This window comes from Rapidithrix thailandica, assembly GCF_039710355.1.
In the GTDB taxonomy this organism is placed as follows: domain Bacteria; phylum Bacteroidota; class Bacteroidia; order Cytophagales; family Flammeovirgaceae; genus Rapidithrix; species Rapidithrix thailandica.
Window position 1 is genome coordinate 466,532 of sequence record NZ_JBDKWZ010000002.1, and the last position, 16,089, is coordinate 482,620.

At 41.7% G+C, this 16,089-nt stretch carries 15 protein-coding genes and 1 tRNA gene; 10 read left to right on the forward strand and 6 right to left on the reverse strand.

Going from position 1 to position 16,089, the window contains the following annotated elements:
- Positions 1-18 precede the first annotated feature (18 nt).
- Both AAG747_RS05335 and AAG747_RS05340 read right to left on the reverse strand, forming a co-directional pair.
- On the reverse strand, positions 19-1,332 hold the full coding sequence (locus tag AAG747_RS05335; RefSeq protein ID WP_346820104.1) for an aspartate kinase: 1,314 nt from the start codon (positions 1,330-1,332) through the stop codon (positions 19-21).
- Positions 1,333-1,581: 249 nt separating this feature from the next.
- Positions 1,582-1,977, reverse strand: coding sequence for an START-like domain-containing protein (locus AAG747_RS05340; RefSeq protein ID WP_346820105.1), 396 nt, complete (start codon positions 1,975-1,977; stop codon positions 1,582-1,584).
- Positions 1,978-2,262: 285 nt separating this feature from the next.
- Here AAG747_RS05340 and AAG747_RS05345 point away from each other — a divergent pair.
- From AAG747_RS05345 to AAG747_RS05370, 6 genes are all read left to right on the forward strand, one after another.
- Positions 2,263-2,336 (forward strand) — tRNA-Met (locus AAG747_RS05345).
- Between the two features lie 262 nt (positions 2,337-2,598).
- Positions 2,599-3,135, forward strand: a complete 537-nt coding sequence (locus AAG747_RS05350) for an ATP-dependent zinc protease family protein (RefSeq protein WP_346820106.1) — start codon at positions 2,599-2,601, stop codon at positions 3,133-3,135.
- Positions 3,038-3,946 (forward strand): 30S ribosomal protein S6--L-glutamate ligase, encoded by a 909-nt coding sequence (rimK, locus tag AAG747_RS05355; protein WP_346820107.1) that lies wholly within the window; start codon positions 3,038-3,040, stop codon positions 3,944-3,946. Before AAG747_RS05350 ends, rimK begins: the two co-directional genes overlap by 98 nt.
- Positions 3,947-4,072: 126 nt before the next feature.
- A complete protein-coding gene (locus AAG747_RS05360; RefSeq protein WP_346820108.1) occupies positions 4,073-5,017 on the forward strand; it encodes a succinylglutamate desuccinylase/aspartoacylase family protein in 945 nt (314 codons plus the stop codon).
- 79 nt (positions 5,018-5,096) lie between these two features.
- Positions 5,097-5,450: a CZB domain-containing protein gene (locus tag AAG747_RS05365; RefSeq protein ID WP_346820109.1), complete on the forward strand. Its 354-nt coding sequence runs from the start codon at positions 5,097-5,099 to the stop codon at positions 5,448-5,450.
- A gap of 281 nt (positions 5,451-5,731) precedes the next feature.
- A complete protein-coding gene (locus tag AAG747_RS05370) occupies positions 5,732-7,891 on the forward strand; it encodes a GAF domain-containing sensor histidine kinase (RefSeq protein WP_346820110.1) in 2,160 nt (719 codons plus the stop codon).
- Positions 7,892-8,074: 183 nt separating this feature from the next.
- On the opposite strand, the gene msrA is transcribed toward AAG747_RS05370, so the two are convergent.
- Both msrA and AAG747_RS05380 read right to left on the reverse strand, forming a co-directional pair.
- Positions 8,075-8,731 (reverse strand): peptide-methionine (S)-S-oxide reductase MsrA, encoded by a 657-nt coding sequence (msrA, locus tag AAG747_RS05375; RefSeq protein ID WP_346820111.1) that lies wholly within the window; start codon positions 8,729-8,731, stop codon positions 8,075-8,077.
- Between the two features lie 123 nt (positions 8,732-8,854).
- Complete coding sequence (locus AAG747_RS05380) at positions 8,855-9,598, reverse strand: tRNA1(Val) (adenine(37)-N6)-methyltransferase (protein WP_346820112.1); 744 nt, start codon at positions 9,596-9,598, stop codon at positions 8,855-8,857.
- A 33-nt stretch (positions 9,599-9,631) separates the two neighbouring features.
- On the opposite strand from AAG747_RS05380, the gene nfi reads away from it, so the two are divergent.
- Positions 9,632-10,309 (forward strand): deoxyribonuclease V, encoded by a 678-nt coding sequence (nfi, locus tag AAG747_RS05385; protein WP_346820113.1) that lies wholly within the window; start codon positions 9,632-9,634, stop codon positions 10,307-10,309.
- A gap of 85 nt (positions 10,310-10,394) precedes the next feature.
- Here nfi and AAG747_RS05390 read toward each other — a convergent pair whose 3' ends face one another.
- Positions 10,395-12,086: a glutamine--tRNA ligase/YqeY domain fusion protein gene (locus AAG747_RS05390; RefSeq protein ID WP_430300550.1), complete on the reverse strand. Its 1,692-nt coding sequence runs from the start codon at positions 12,084-12,086 to the stop codon at positions 10,395-10,397.
- 285 nt (positions 12,087-12,371) lie between these two features.
- Here AAG747_RS05390 and pyrH point away from each other — a divergent pair, with 285 nt between their 5' ends.
- The 3 genes from pyrH to AAG747_RS05405 all read left to right on the forward strand — a co-directional run bounded on the left by pyrH (position 12,372) and on the right by AAG747_RS05405 (position 15,377).
- Complete coding sequence (gene pyrH, locus AAG747_RS05395; RefSeq protein WP_346820115.1) at positions 12,372-13,076, forward strand: UMP kinase; 705 nt, start codon at positions 12,372-12,374, stop codon at positions 13,074-13,076.
- A gap of 26 nt (positions 13,077-13,102) precedes the next feature.
- Positions 13,103-13,666, forward strand: a complete 564-nt coding sequence (gene frr, locus AAG747_RS05400; RefSeq protein WP_346820116.1) for a ribosome recycling factor — start codon at positions 13,103-13,105, stop codon at positions 13,664-13,666.
- Between the two features lie 247 nt (positions 13,667-13,913).
- Complete coding sequence (locus AAG747_RS05405) at positions 13,914-15,377, forward strand: TonB-dependent receptor (RefSeq protein WP_346820117.1); 1,464 nt, start codon at positions 13,914-13,916, stop codon at positions 15,375-15,377.
- Positions 15,378-15,452: 75 nt separating this feature from the next.
- On the opposite strand, the gene AAG747_RS05410 is transcribed toward AAG747_RS05405, so the two are convergent.
- Positions 15,453-16,058 (reverse strand): acyl carrier protein phosphodiesterase, encoded by a 606-nt coding sequence (locus AAG747_RS05410; RefSeq protein ID WP_346820118.1) that lies wholly within the window; start codon positions 16,056-16,058, stop codon positions 15,453-15,455.
- Between the last annotated feature and the right edge of the window lie 31 nt (positions 16,059-16,089).

Consider the following 16,089-nt stretch of genomic DNA (forward strand, 5'->3'; position numbering starts at 1 on the left):
CCACTTCATCGCGAACGGTTAAAATAAACCTTTATTCAAAGTCAACAGCGCATTTTCTTTGTCCGAGTTATGTACCAACAGGGAAACATTATTTTTACTTCCTCCATAAGACACCATTCGAATCGGGATATGTTTTAAGCAATCCAGTACTTTAGCCACCAGACCGGGTTCATCTTGCAAATACTGCCCAACAGCACATACGATGGTCAAGCCTTCATCAATTTGCACCGAGCCAAACTCTGCCAATTCCGCCTCGATGGCAGCCAAGTGCTTGGGGTTGTCTATCGTCAATGAAACAGCCACCTCAGAGGTAGTGATCATATCGATAGGCGTTTTGTATTTCTCAAATACCTCAAACACTTTTCTCAAAAAACCATAAGCCAATAACATCCGGCTTGATTTAATTTTGATAGCATAAATACCGTCTTTCGCGGCAATGGCTTTGATTTTCTTCGGGGTCGTTTGGTCAGTGATCAAGGTCCCATCCGCATCCGGTTTCATCGTACTTTTCAGACGAACCGGAATGCTCCTCTTCTGAGCCGGTAAGATACTCGCAGGGTGCAAAATTTTCGCTCCGAAATAGGCCAACTCAGCAGCTTCGTCAAATGAAAGCTCCCGTACAGGAAAGGTATCTTTCACTATGCGGGGATCGTTGTTATGCATTCCGTCAATATCTGTCCAGATCTGGATTTCCTCCGCCAGAATACCCGCTCCAATCAATGAGGCCGTATAGTCACTTCCTCCTCTTTGCAAATTATCCACCTCTCCCGATTCGTTCAGGCAAATATACCCTTGCGTAATAAACAGCTTCTTCCCTTCTTCTTGCTTGGGTTTGAGAATAGCGCTCAATTGTTTTCCCAAATATTCCAAATCCGGCTCGCCTTCCTTTGTGCGCATAAAGTCAAATGCGGAAAGCAATTCGGCTTCCACCCCTTTTTCATCCAGGTAAAATTTCATTAAGTTTGTAGAGATCACTTCACCTTGAGCCAGAATTTCTTTCTCTTGTTTTTCCCCGAATTCGCCTTCGGCAAACTGTTTTAAGAAGGTAAATTTCTCTGTTAAAAAAGCTTGGGCATTTTTCAAGGCACTGCTCTCCTGATAGAGTTGCCCGGTCAGGGTTTCATATGTATCGGCCAGTTCGTCCACTTTTTCTCTGGCAGTCTCTTTCTTCCCTTTAAAGTAAAGGCCTGCAATTTCGACCAAAGCATTGGTAGTACCTGATACGGCTGACAATACCACTACCTTGGGCTCTTCATTGTTAATCAAGCTTGCTACATACTGGATCCGCTCGGCATTACCTACAGAAGTTCCGCCAAATTTTAGTACTTTCATTTGAACTTTAATTTTATATAAAATACTATATACACCATCTGGCTGATTTGGAGATTTCCCCATCAGCTTTCTCATGCTAAAACACAAAGCTACAGATTGAACTTTAGAAATAATACTCCCCGGTAGTACTTTACGAATATCACGCAGCTTCCCCTTCGCTTTTTCACTGGTAAAGCAGTACAAATCAGTCAGTCACCTACTTCCCGATCTTTAATTTCTCCTTATATACAATTGACCTTTACATCTCTTCTAAGCTCCCAATATCTCCCGAAGATGTTCCACCAAATGGCCCCATAACTCCTTCAATTCTTCCTCATCATCCATTTCAGACACATCAAAAATCCGCAAAAAAGAAGATTGAGTCAATTCATTATAATCGACTTTAAATTCTAAGGTATTGCAATTTCCCTCTTCGTCTTTGGTATTGGTAAATTCGTATTTTATATGATGGTTATTCCTGTTGGATAACACTTTAGCCAAATAGGTATCTCCATCGTCCCAGGTAATGGTCAGTGTTTTATCAGGATTGATATTTACTTCGTCAGCCAACCATTCTTGTAAACCAGAGGCAGTCGCCAAATACGGATAAATCATTTTAACCGAAGCCCTAATTTCATATTCTGTGATGTATTTATACTTGGCCATATTGTGAATATTTTATGTGTGATTTTGCAATTTAAAAAAATCAACTAGAACCACAAGCTTAAATTCCGTTCCCCGGAAATAAATACAGAGTTCCTTACACTTTGCCCCCAGAGGGGCCTTGACCATGAAAAAAGTTCACAAAAGTTCATTTTTTTTCGAGCCTTCATCCTTCTGAAATTCAATTTCTTACCCATCATAATACAATTTTACCTTTATTTTTTTCAAAAAAAATACCCCTTAGGGCTTGGCAATTAAAATCCTTTTTCGATATTTGCATCACAATTCGGCGGGGTAGCTCAGTTGGTTAGAGCGCAGGATTCATAACCCTGAGGTCACGGGTTCAACTCCCGTCTCCGCTACTAATTTTCAAAAACCCTTTGCAATGAAAATTTGCAAAGGGTTTTCTTCTTTTCAAAGCCTAATTCGCAACTTTTCCCATGTACTTATTTTCTCACTGTTCTTTCCACCTCGTAGTCCGGATAAGAAATCTTTGTATTTTTTGACAAAACTTAAAATCTTTTCTAATTTATATAGGGAAGTGTCTCCATAGAGCACTTTTATTAATTTTACCCGAAAAACAAGAGCCTCCTTCTTACAAAGGTTTATTGTAAATGTTTTTTTATGCCACATAAAATAATTGGCCGGAAAGACCGGATCGACCTGCCGGAATTTAATTTAAACAACCTGGACGCCAAAATTGATACGGGGGCTTATGGTTGTGCCATTCATTGCCATCATATTGAATTAGTACTACGAGACGGAAAGGAAATCCTCCGGTTTAAATTACTAGACCCCTCCCACCCCGAATACGAGGGTGACTATTATTACAGCCACAGCTTTGGTATCAAAAAAGTAAAAAACACTTCCGGGGTGAGTGAAGAACGGTTTACAATCAAAACCCAAATGATCGTATTTGGCAAGTCCTACCGTACGGTATTTTCTCTGGCCGACCGGGAAAATATGAAATACCCTGTGTTAATCGGAAGAAAATTCCTTACCAAAAAATTCTTGGTTGATGTAGCCCTAAAAGACCTATCTTTTCAAAATAAAACTCATAATCATGAACATCGCAGTCTTATCGAGAAACCCTCAACTGTATTCAACCCGAAGATTAATCGAAGCCATCAAAGAAAAAGGGCATCAAGGGAGGGTGATTGATCATTTGAAATGTGACTTAATAATGGACGAAGACGGCCCCTCTATTTTCTATAAAGGCGAACAACTGGTAGATATCGATGCAATTATACCTCGCATTGGTGCTTCGGTTACCTTTTATGGCACGGCTGTGGTCAGGCAATTTGAAATGATGCATGTTTTCAGTGCTATTGACTCCTTGGCAATTACCCGGTCCAGAGACAAATTGCGAAGCTTACAAATCCTTTCAAGGGCTAAAATAGGAATGCCCAAAACCGCTTTTACCAATTATAGTAAAACCGAAAACCAAGTATTACACCATATTGGTGATGCCCCTGTAGTGATCAAATTACTGGAAGGTACCCAAGGCCTGGGAGTAATCTTAGCCGATACCAACAAAGCCGCTAAATCGGTAGTGGAAGCTTTTGAAAGCTTAAAAACCCGGGTAATCTTACAAGAATTTATCAAAGAAGCCGGAGGAGCGGATATCCGGGCTTTCATAGTGAACGGAGAAGTAGTAGGCGCCATGAAACGCCAAGGGAAAGAAGGGGAATTCCGGTCCAACTTGCACCGGGGAGGCTCCGCCCAAGTCATTAAACTAAGCCGTACGGAAAAGTCCACCGCTTTAAAAGCCGCCAAATGCATGGGACTGGCCATTGCCGGAGTAGACATGTTACAATCCAAAAAGGGACCAATGGTATTGGAAGTGAATTCATCTCCGGGCTTGGAGGGGATCGAGAAGGCCACCAATATAGATATCGCGGGAAAAATCATCGAATTCATAGAACAGAATGCACTCAAAAAGAAACTACCGAAAGACAAGATCAATGCTTAATTTTATAAATCCATTGCCAATCGTAAATCAACGGATAACGAATATTCGCCATGGCTACTTTCCCTCGCTTTACTGTTAAGCGGGGGAAATTTCTTATTTTCAACGAAGCACAAAGCAAACAAGCCTTTGAAAACTTTATTCATCAATCAAACAGAGATTGTTCCAGGTGAAAGCACCAAAATTGACGTAAACATTGCCTTGTTGCCCTCCCACACCCCTATCAACATTACCATCTCAGTCAGCAGGGCAAAAACAGAGGGGCCGGTACTCTTGTTAATGGGGGGCTTGCATGGTGATGAAATCAATGGCATTGAGATCGTACGCAGGATCATAGAACAATCCCTTCATGTGCCCGAATGCGGCACTGTCATTTGTATCCCCATTCTAAATATCTACGGGTTTATCAATTTTTCCAGGGAAGTACCCGATGGCAAAGACATCAACCGTTCTTTTCCAGGCAATAAGAACGGCTCTTTGGCTTCAAGAGTCGCATCTTATTTGATGCGACACATCGTTCCACAAATTGATTACGGAGTGGATTTTCATACCGGAGGTGCTTCCCGCAGCAATTATCCTCAGGTCCGCTGCGACTTTCACGATGCCCAAAGCCAAGCCCTTGCAGAAGCTTTTCATGCTCCTTTTACCTTAAATTCCAGACCAATCGCCAAATCTTTGCGGCAAGCGGCCAGCAAACTGGGCAAACGCATCTTGGTTTATGAAGGAGGTGAGTCCCTTCGCTTCGATGAGTTTGCCATAGCCCAAGGCATTGCAGGCACTTTGCGCCTGATGCATTCCCTCCATATGGTTTCGCAAAGCCCTCTCCCCGACCACCCCAACCAAATCATAAAAAACTCATCGTGGATCCGCGCTAAAAACTCCGGGCTGTTCTCCAGCTATGTACACTATGGAGAAAAGGTTTATAAAAACCAAGTCTTGGGTACCTTAACCGACAGCTTTGGTGATTTCAAAGTACAAATAAAAGCCCCTTATTCCGGATACATTATTGGCATCAACCACTTGCCGGTCGTACACCAAGGCGATGCTCTAGTGCATTTAGGTGTTCTCAAATGACAAAAATCATTTGAGAACACCGTAAGAGCCACGAATTTCGCAGACTTCATGATACACACTATTAAACCCGGTACACGTTATGAATTTCGAATTTTCGACAGCTCGTTTTAAGCATCTCAACTGGAAATTCCGGCTGAGAAGCTTTTTGGACGGAAAATCCTTATTGACAAAGAAAGAAGCCTTATCACATCACGATTGCGAACTCGGCCATTGGTTGGACAACCGGGGCAAAGCACAATACGGGCACTTACCTCATATGCCGGAATTACGGCAATGCCACATTCAGCTACATGAACAAGTACACAAAATCATTGAACTTAGAAATAAGGGTTTAAGGGTAGAAGCAGAAGGCGCTTTTCAAGAATTGAATCAATTATCGGATCAATTGATTCTACTTTTGGATAAAACGGAAGAAGAAGCGCCAAATCTCTAAAAACAAGCCCGTAACAAAGCTTTTATCATAAAAACAAGCCCGTTTTATACTTAGTTTTCACTAGTCTTTAACGGGCTTTTCAGTACTTTTTCTTAAAAAAAACGAATAAGCATTTGATTTATATCAAAACCCCCTATATTCGCACTTCGATTTCACCTTCACTCAAAAACCTTCACACTAAAAAATTAACTTTTTTTCTATAACCCCTAAAAATACACTACAAAATAACTAACCCTATCAGCTATTTTGTTCACGCAATTAAAGTTTGACTCCTTAATTTAATGGCAATTAACAGATTTACTCCTAGTGTGAAACTATATGGGGTATTTGAAGAAATTGTAGAGTCTAGTAGTGATTGTACATTCATCATACATCAATCCGGAAAAATTCTCTATGCTAATAATCAAGCAAAAATATTACTTGGTTACACTGAAGATGTGGAATTGGACGGACTAGAAATTTGGGACTTGTACCCTGTTTCGGAAAGTCATTTCATGCAAAACGTTGCGTTCCGTTGTGCAAGACAAATGAATCAATGGAAAGGAGACGGAATTCTCTTCACTCGAAAAGGAAATACGATTTATGTCAGGCAAAGCTTACAATACCATAAGCGTAGTCATGACAGTGTTTACTTTTCACTGAGAATTCATGATATCACTGAAAAAAAATACAAAGAAGACAAACGTGAGTATTACCTCAATACGCTTTACAAACTCAGCCAAGCTCACCCCGTGTATTCGGGTGATTTTGAAGAAACGGTTGCGTTAATTACCAAAACAGCCGTGGAAACCTTGGGGCTTGACAAAGCCAGCCTATGGATGTATCAGGAAGGTAAGGATATCTTTCAACAAACGTTTGCATACGATGCGAAAACAGGTGCATCGGAAGGTGCCGAATGCATTTCCTGTAAGGAACACCCCCAGTTTAAGCAAACTTTTGAAGAACAACGAATATGGGTTTTTCACAAAATCAACGAGGATATTCGCATTGCTCAGTATGCCAAAGACTACTTTAATAAGTACAATATCCACTCTTTAATAGTGGTACAATTCCGGGCAGAAGGGAAGTTTAAAGGAGGTTTATGCTGTTCGTTTGTTGATCGATATCATACCTGGACACCCAGAGAACAGGATTTTATTTCCTCGCTGACGGACTTGCTTGCTTTATGCCTGGAGGCCCAGGAGCGCAAAAAAGCCGAACAAAGAACCAAACAGATTTTAAAAGAGCATCAACTGTTAAACGAACAATTGCTGCAAAGAGAAAAAGAGCTACAACATCATCTGCAAGAAGCCGTGGCCCTCAAAGAAAAGCTGGCAGTCAACCAGGAGCATTATTTATCCATTGCGGAAGTTCTTCCCGACTTACTGTTTGTTATCGACAGCCAAGGAAAATTTTTAGAGGCATATGCATCGGAAGAAATCTCCTATTACCAAAAAGAACAGGATTTTTTAGGCAAAAAGATTGACGATATATTCCCGAAACCTTTGAGTAAAAAGTTGAACAATACGGTACAACTTGCCAGTCAATCCGATGAAATCCAAACGGTAGAATACGCTTTGCGTAAACCACATTCCGGAGAGTTGGAATGGTATGAAGCCAGGGTTAAAAAATTAAAGAAAAGTAAATACGGGGAGAACTGTTTGGTAGCAACTACCCGGAATGTAACAGAGCATAAACTAAAAAACCTACACCTTAAGAAAATCACCCAGGACCTGGTTTCCAAAAACAAAGACCTGGAACAATTTGCCTACATCACCTCGCATGATTTACGGGCCCCTTTGGCCAATATTCAGGGGTTGGTAAACTTAATCGATGCCGATGAATTGAACCCTGATAACCAACAGTTATTTTCCTTGTTAAATACAGCCACAGAAAACCTGGACTCGGTGATTAAGGATATTAATCTGATATTGGAACTGAAAAACGATGTAAAAGAAGTGAGGGAATGGGTCAGTTTGAACTCCTTGATTCAAAAAGTAAAAGAGTCGTTAAAAGGACAAATTCAATCTACTCAGGCAAGTATTCTTACCGACTTTGAGAGCATAGATGAATTTTTCACAATCAAGAGTTATGTCCGGAGTATTTTGTATAACCTGATCAACAATGCCATCAAATACAGACAACCCGATGTACCCCCGGTGATCACCATACGCACCAAAAAGTTGACTCATAATATCTTTTGTCTATACATCAGCGATAACGGCTTAGGGATTGATTTGGAACTCCACCAGAAAAAACTTTTTGGATTGTACAAACGATTTCATACGCATGTAGGTGGCAAAGGCTTGGGCTTATATTTGGTCAAAAGTCAAGTAGATGCCATTCATGGAAAAATTTCCGTGGAGAGCTCGCTCAACCAAGGAACCATATTTAAAATATGCATCCCTCTTTCTACAGAGAAAAAAAGTATTCATGAAGAATTAACAGGCACCAAATGTTAAACAATGTTCTCATTGTTTTTTTTGGAAAGAGGCTGTTGGTTTGCCACAATCAAGAATTGTAGTTACCACTCTCTAAACCTGCAACTTAGAGTACTCTTTTTATATAGAAGATTCAAATGAAAAGCCCGGCAAATGAGGAACTCCATTGCCGGGCTTATGGCTTTACTTCTTCAGGCTTCCGCCTCAATCTTCTTTCAACTTATCTTTAAATACCTTTTTGAATTTATCCAGTTTCGGACGGATCACCATCATACAATAAGGAGCAAAGCTATTGTTGTCGTAATAGTTCTGATGATAGTCTTCCGCCTTGTAAAACGTATCAAAGGGGCTCACTTCCGTTACCACAGGTTTGCCAAAGGCATTTTCGTCATTCAAGGCTTTTTTATACTTTTCCGCCAAGTCTTTTTGCTCTTCATTGTGATAGAAAACGGCAGAACGGTATTGAGTACCCACATCGTTGCCTTGCCGGTTAAGCGTAGTGGGATCATGCGTTTGCCAAAATACTTCCAGTAGTTCTTCAAAAGAGATTACGTCCGGGTTATACGTCAATTGGCAAACCTCCGCATGCCCGGTGGTACCGTTACAAACTTCCTTGTAAGTAGGGTTTTTCACATGTCCTCCGGAATACCCGGATTCCACTTTTTCTACACCTTTCAAATTCTGAAATACTGCCTCTACACACCAAAAGCAGCCTGCGCCAAATGTTGCTAATTCCATATTTTTTTTAGTTTTTTCACTTTGTTCGTTGTCTTTTTCTTGTTGCCCTTGGCTTTGTCCACATGAGGAGGAAACACCTACAATGATGAACAAGCTGGTGAGTAAGATAACAAAATGCTTCATGGCAATCTTAATTTTTGGTTGAAAAACAGGTTTGATTTTACCACTGTTCAGGTGTATCTCTGTTTAATTTTTTTCTTACAAACAGGCCCTTTTCGTAAAAAAACTTTCCGTATACTTCATCCATCAAAAAATGGTATAAAAACCCTTTGTCAGTTCAATATACTTCTCCGAATATTGATTTCCTTTCTGATAAATAAACAATTTTTCTTCTTCAATTGTACCAGGTATTTTCTGTAAAGAAAGCAAATACCTGAATACCGGTTTGTCCGGCCCTGGACAAACTTTGCATCTTTTTATAAGGCACAATCCCAATTCCTTTCCTAAGCGAATCAAACGCTCTCCTTGCTCTACAGGCAAAATTACCTGTATTCGCCCTTCCGGCTTTAATAAATCCAGGCTTTTAGCCAAAAAGCTTTCCAAAGAAAGGCTATCGGTATGCCGGGCTTTTTTGCGTTGATCCAGTTCCGGCTTCAAAGAGTTTTCAAAATACGGTGGATTACTTACAATCAAATCATAAGTATGGAGTGTCTGGAATTGCTCATAACATCCTTCGTGTATATGGAGCCTTTCTTTCCAAGGGGAGCGCAAAAAATTTTCTTTGGCTTGTTGACTCGCATGTTCATCTAACTCAACGGCATCAATATTGGCCAATACATTCCGCTGAGCCATCATCAATGACAACAAGCCTGTGCCTGTGCCCACATCCAAAATTCGTTGAACTTGATGAACGCCTGCCCAAGCACCCAACAACATCCCGTCCGTTCCGACTTTCATTCCACAACGGTCTTGATACACATCAAACTGTTTGCATCGAAAAGGTTTGCTTTTCTTCTTTCCGGGATGAGGTTTGGCAACAATTTCTTTCATAGCTTTGAAATTAAGGATAAAAAGATACAAATCATGCACAATTGGGAAATTAGCCCTAAACAGGCGGTTCAAGAACAGAAAGGTTTACAGGAAAAACTTCGCATTCAAAGTTTTCAACAAGAGGTGAAGTTGGTAGGAGGAGCTGATATTTCTTACAACCGGTTTTCCAGCACGGCATATGCCGGCATTGTTATTTTGAGATTCCCTGAAATGGAAATCATCGAGAAACAAACGGCAGTAGCCACCATGCATTTCCCATATGTCCCGGGTTTGCTTTCCTTCCGCGAAATCCCTCCGATAGCCGAGGCATGGAAAAAGATAAAAACCCGGCCGGATGTCATGGTTTTAGATGGCCACGGCATGGCACACCCCCGCAGAATGGGAATCGCCTCGCATTTCGGAATTGTTTTCCAAATTCCCACCATCGGCTGTGCGAAAAAAGTCCTCACCGGGAGTTTTGACATGCCGGAAAATCAAAAGGGCGATACTTCTCCACTCATGGATAAAGAAGAGCAAATCGGCACCGTTTTACGTACCAAACCCAACGTAAAACCTGTTTTCATTTCTCCCGGACACCTAATGGATTTCAAGAGTGCTATTGACATCATCAAACCTTGCATTAAAGGATACCGCATTCCGGAGCCTACCCGGCAAGCTCACCTTTTAGTCAATGAAGCACGCATCAAAAACACAAAGGGACACACTTCATAAATGTCCCTTTGTGTAATATTATCAAAATCTCCAAACATTCGAATGCAAGCAGACAAACAGCATTTGCCCTCTTTTATTCGGTTGGTTATTTATTCTTTTTCGCCCAGTTATCCCGCAAGGTGACCGTACGATTAAATACCACTTTTTCTTTTGTGGTATCGGGGTCCACACAGAAATACCCCTTACGCTCAAACTGAAAACTTTCCCCCGCACTTACTTCCGTCAAAGCGGGTTCTACTTTTGCATGAGACAACACATCCAAAGAGTCCTGGTTAATAAAATCCCGAAAATCCTTCTCCTTGTGTCCGGCTGGATCTTCGTCTTCAAACAGACGATCGTACAAACGGATTTCCACATCTTTTGCATGTGTTGCGGATAGCCAGTGGATAGTGCCTTTCACCTTTTTGCCGGAAGTATCCTGACCACTTTTGGTTTGCGGATCGTAGGTACAACGCAATTCCAGAATCTCCCCGGTTGCTTCGTCCTTAATGACCTCCTCACATTTGATGATATAGGCATATTTCAAGCGCACTTCCCTGTCCAGACCCAACCGGAAAAACTTCTTAGGCGGATTCTCCATAAAGTCGTCCCGCTCGATGTAGATTTCTCTGGAAAAAGGAATATTCCGCTTACCCGCTTCCGGATCTTCCGGGTTATTAACTGCTTCCAATTCTTCTATCTGCCCTTCCGGATAATTGGTGATTACGACCTTGATAGGATCCAACACAGCCATTCTTCGCAATGCTTTTTTATTAAGGTCTTCCCGGATACTGAATTCCAACAAACTGACATCGATAATGCCGTTTCGTTTGGCCACGCCAATACGCTCGGAAAAATTGCGGATAGACTCCGGCGTGTATCCTCTTCTGCGCAAACCTGAAATAGTCGGCATTCGCGGATCATCCCAATCAGTCACATAATTTTCCTTCACCAACTCCAACAATTTTCGCTTGCTCATCACCGTATAGCTCAGGTTTAAACGAGCGAATTCGATTTGCTGTGGATGAGCGACTTCCAGCTTATCCAAGATCCAATCATATAACGGGCGGTGTACTTCAAATTCCAATGTACAAACCGAGTGGGTCACCTCTTCGATGGAATCCGAAAGACAGTGTGCAAAATCATACATCGGATAAATATGCCAATCAGCACCTGTACGGTGATGATGCGTATTCTTAATCCGGTACAAAGCCGGGTCACGCATATGCATATTGGGCGAAGCCATATCAATCTTAGCGCGCAGCACCTTACTTCCCTCTGCAAACTCCCCTTTCTTCATCCGTTCAAACAAGTCCAGGTTTTCTTCTACGGAACGGTTACGATAAGGACTTTCCTGCCCGGGACGGGTAGGTGTTCCCCGGCTGGCACTGATTTCTTCCGCTGTTTGATCATCTACATAAGCCAATCCCTTTTCAATCAATTCTACGGCATAGCCATACAATTTTCCAAAATAATCGGAAGTAAAATATTCCCGAGAGTCCCAGTCAAAACCTAGCCATTTCACATCCTTTTTAATAGACTCTACATATTTGGTTTCTTCTGCAGCCGGATTCGTATCGTCAAAGCGTAAGTTGCACAAGCCCTTGTACTTCTGAGCCAACCCGAAATTCAAACAAATGGACTTGGCATGCCCTATATGTAAAAAACCATTGGGTTCAGGAGGAAACCTGGTATGTACCCGGTCATTATTTTTATGGTTTCTTAAATCTTCTTCTATAATCGCCTCAATAAAGTTTACCGAAGGCTTGTTGGTGCTACTCTCTTTCATATAACTCATCTAGATTTTACTACGAAAACAATTAAACTCTCCATTCTTCTCCAATACAGTCCATCAACAATTGTAAGGCATTAAAACTTCACCGTTTTGTAAATTCACCCTCTTTTTTTTGAAATGTACTCTGTAAGTTCTTAACTTCTCTCAATGGCTCCTTCTCGACCCATATCCTCTACCGGGAGATAATTGCAAAGATAAGCCGCTTTACATTTTTATCAATGAAAAAGCACAGGAGGGGCATAGAAAAGCGAAAATTTATATATTTGCAAAACTTCAAAATTACGCTAGATGAAATATAAAAGGATACTACTAAAACTTAGTGGAGAAGCCCTGCTGGGCAAACAAAATTTTGGGATAGATGCAGAGCGCCTGGAACAATATGCTACGGAGATAAAAAAAGTAGTAGACTTAGGTATTGAAGTAGCTATCGTTATCGGAGGAGGAAACATTTACCGGGGTATGGAAGCGGAAAAAACCGGAGTAGACCGGGTACAGGGCGACCATATGGGAATGTTGGCCACACTTATCAACGGAATGGCCTTACAAAGTGCTATTGAACAACACGGAGTCTACTCCCGCTTGATGAGTGCAATCAAGATGGATGAAATCTGTGAACCGTATATCCGCAGACGAGCCGTAAGGCACCTGGAAAAAGGGCGGGTTATCATCTTTGGGGCAGGCACTGGCAACCCGTACTTTACCACAGACTCGGCAGCCAGTTTAAGAGCAATCGAGATTGAGGCCGATATTGTTTTAAAAGGTACACGGGTAGATGGTGTCTATTCTTCCGATCCGGAAAAAGACGAAGCCGCTACCAAATACACTTCAATCACCTTTCAAGAAGTAATCCGAAAAGGACTGAACGTCATGGATACCACCGCCTTTACCCTGTGTCAGGAAAACAATTTACCGATTATCGTTTTCGATATGAACACTCCGGGTAACTTGTACAGTTTGGTAAAAGGAGAGGATATAGGAACACTCATTAGTTAACACTGAAGATTAAAAAACATATTAACATGGAAGAAGACATTCAATTGTTATTGGAAGAGACCAAAGACCACATGGAAAAAACCGTGCTCCACTGTGAGATCGAACTGACCAAGATCCGCGCAGGCAGAGCTATGCCTTCTATGTTGGATGAAATTCAGGTCGATTACTACGGAGCTCCTACCCCACTTAGCCAGGTAGCTTCCATTACCACCCCTGATGCCCGCTCCCTGATGATCAAGCCTTGGGAGAAAAACATGGTGCCGGAAATCGAAAAGGCCATCAAGAACAGTGACTTGGGCCTTAATCCGCAAAATGACGGGGAAGTCGTCAGAATCAATATTCCTCCTTTGACCGAGGAAAGAAGAAAAGACTTGGTAAAACAGGCAAAACACGAAGCCGAACACGCTCGAATCAGTCTTCGCAATGTCCGGAAAGACGCCAACGATACATTGAAAAAAATGCTGAAAGACGGATTAGCGGAAGACCTTATGAAAAAGACCGAGGACGATGTTCAAGTCCTGACAAACCAATTTGTGAAACAGATTGATGAACATCTTGAGAAGAAGGAAAAAGATATAATGACTGTGTAAACAGTGATGATCCGGCCGCTTGGCCGGATTTTTTTTTATCCTTTGGGGCTATTTGTAAATTTAAATAAAAACATATGCGTTTTTTTCATTGTTCTTTGAATAAAGATTGTCAAACTTTGCAGTACTTTGAAGATCAATGCACAACCCTGCTCCATAGTAGGGAAAAAACAAAGATTTTTTTAAGACAAGATCAGACAAAACCAAGATAGACCAACGATAAAAAAATATAGCCAAAAACAACCCAACGATGGATTTCAAAAAACTAACTACGAAAGAAAAAGCACTCAGAATCAACCTGGACGCCAGAATTTACGGGTCCTTTGCCGAAATTGGGGCCGGACAAGACGTGGCGGCTAATTTTTTCAAGGCAGGTGGTGCTTCAGGCACCGTTGCCAAAACCATGTCTGCATACGACATGGCTTTCAGTGATGCTATTTACGGACCGGAAATCAGCGGCCGTTATGTATGCGAACCCCGCCTGCATAAAATGCTGGACAAAGAGTATAACCTCTTGGTCAAACGCCTTCAAAAACGGGCTGCGGAGTCTTGCTTTTTTGCCTTCGCCAATACCGTAGAAGCACTTAACTACCAACGCACAAACGAAGGGCGCGGCTGGATCGGTTTAAAGTTTCAACTCACCCCCGAATCCGAACCGAACGAATGTGTGATTCACTGCCGGATGAAAGACAATGAAAACCTCTTGCAACAACAAGCCTTGGGAGTGATCGGAGTGAATTTGGCATATGGTTGTTACTATTATCATAATGACCCTGAAAAATTACTCAACTCCTTATTGGATGATCTTTCCCGGGTGCGTATCGAGGTGGATTTTTTCCGTTTGACCGGACCGGATTTCTTGGACTTGGACAACCGCCTGATGAGTTTGAAACTCGTTACCAATGGCCTTACCGATGCAACCATGTTCGGACCTGACGGTCAGGTATTACAACCAGCGGATTGTCTGTACAAAAAAAACCCGCTTATCTTAAGAGGCCGCTTCCGTCCCATTACTCATGTCAACCTCGACATGTTTGCCTCAGGCTATGAACTCTTTAAAAAAGAAGCGGAGGTAGATGAGGACAATATCATGGTTATGTCCGAACTAAACCTGGACAACCTGATTACCCAAAAAGGAGAGATTGATGCCAAAGATTTTCTCGACCGGGTGGACATTCTCTGTTCCCTGGGGCAATATGTGTTGATATCCGGATACAAGGAATATTACAAACTGATCAGTTACCTTTCCCGCCTCACCCGCAACCGGAAAATCGGAATGATACTGGGGGTAAACAACCTGCAAAGTATTTTCAACGAAAAATATTACAATGAGGAGCAAGGAGGCATCTTGCAATCTTTTGGAGAAATGTTCAGCAAAAATATCAAGCTGTATATTTACCCTTCACTCAGAGGTAAAGGTGAAAAAAACTTGATCACCTGTGATAATATTCAACTTCCGAGCCATTTGGAGCACTTGTTCCGTTATTTGACAGACAATAACAAAATCGCAGATATCAAACAAGTGGAAGAACATAACCTGCACATCATTGCCGATGAAGTACTGAAGATGATCAAATCCGGGAAGTCGGGTTGGGAAGACCTCGTTCCGGATACGGTAGCCGATATCATTAAGGACAAGTGTTTGTTTGACTATCCTTGTGATTTGCTGGGAAGAGTGAGGAAAGACGATAAGGTCAAAACCACGGCTTCTTAAATTAAAAAAACTACCATAACAGAAAGAGGGAAAAGTGTCATGTACTTTTCCCTCTTTCTTGTTGTCATGTTCCCTTTAATCCAGGGCTATTAAAATCTCTTTGGCTTTAATTCGAACGTCCTTTAAGAAAATTTCAAAATCCGTTTCCATCAGAGGATATGCCACCATGATGCTTTCAAACTTTTCAGTGAGTTGAAACATGCCTTTGGTTCTCCGGTTGATTCCTCCTAAGGTATCACGCATGCCTTCTTTGAATTGATAATGATACAACCAATCATCCGCTTCCATATAATGGAGCATGTGTTGCGCACTTTCAGGGGTTTGCTCATCAAACTTCCGGATTGTTCGATATAACGATGTGGTGAATACTTTCAAGGGCTCCGTTTGCAGCAATGCCCAATGCGTAGAAAGGTAGTGATCAAACAAAATATCCACCACAACTCCGGTCATTTTACCTGTAAGAGACCACAAGTGTTGCTTGGCCGCCATTACTGCCTTATGGCTATCCGTAAAGCTATCCAAATAGCGATGCATCATCACCCCCTGCCCTATCCGCACGGGAAGGGATTGGTATTGCTTCCCTTTGATATGATCGGCAATAAAATTCCCGAAAATCAACTCTTCTTCTTTTCCGGCCAGGAATGCATGGGCTAAATAATTCATAGGCAAATTTCCAATCATATTTTAATTTCAGGGCATATTTAAAATTCGT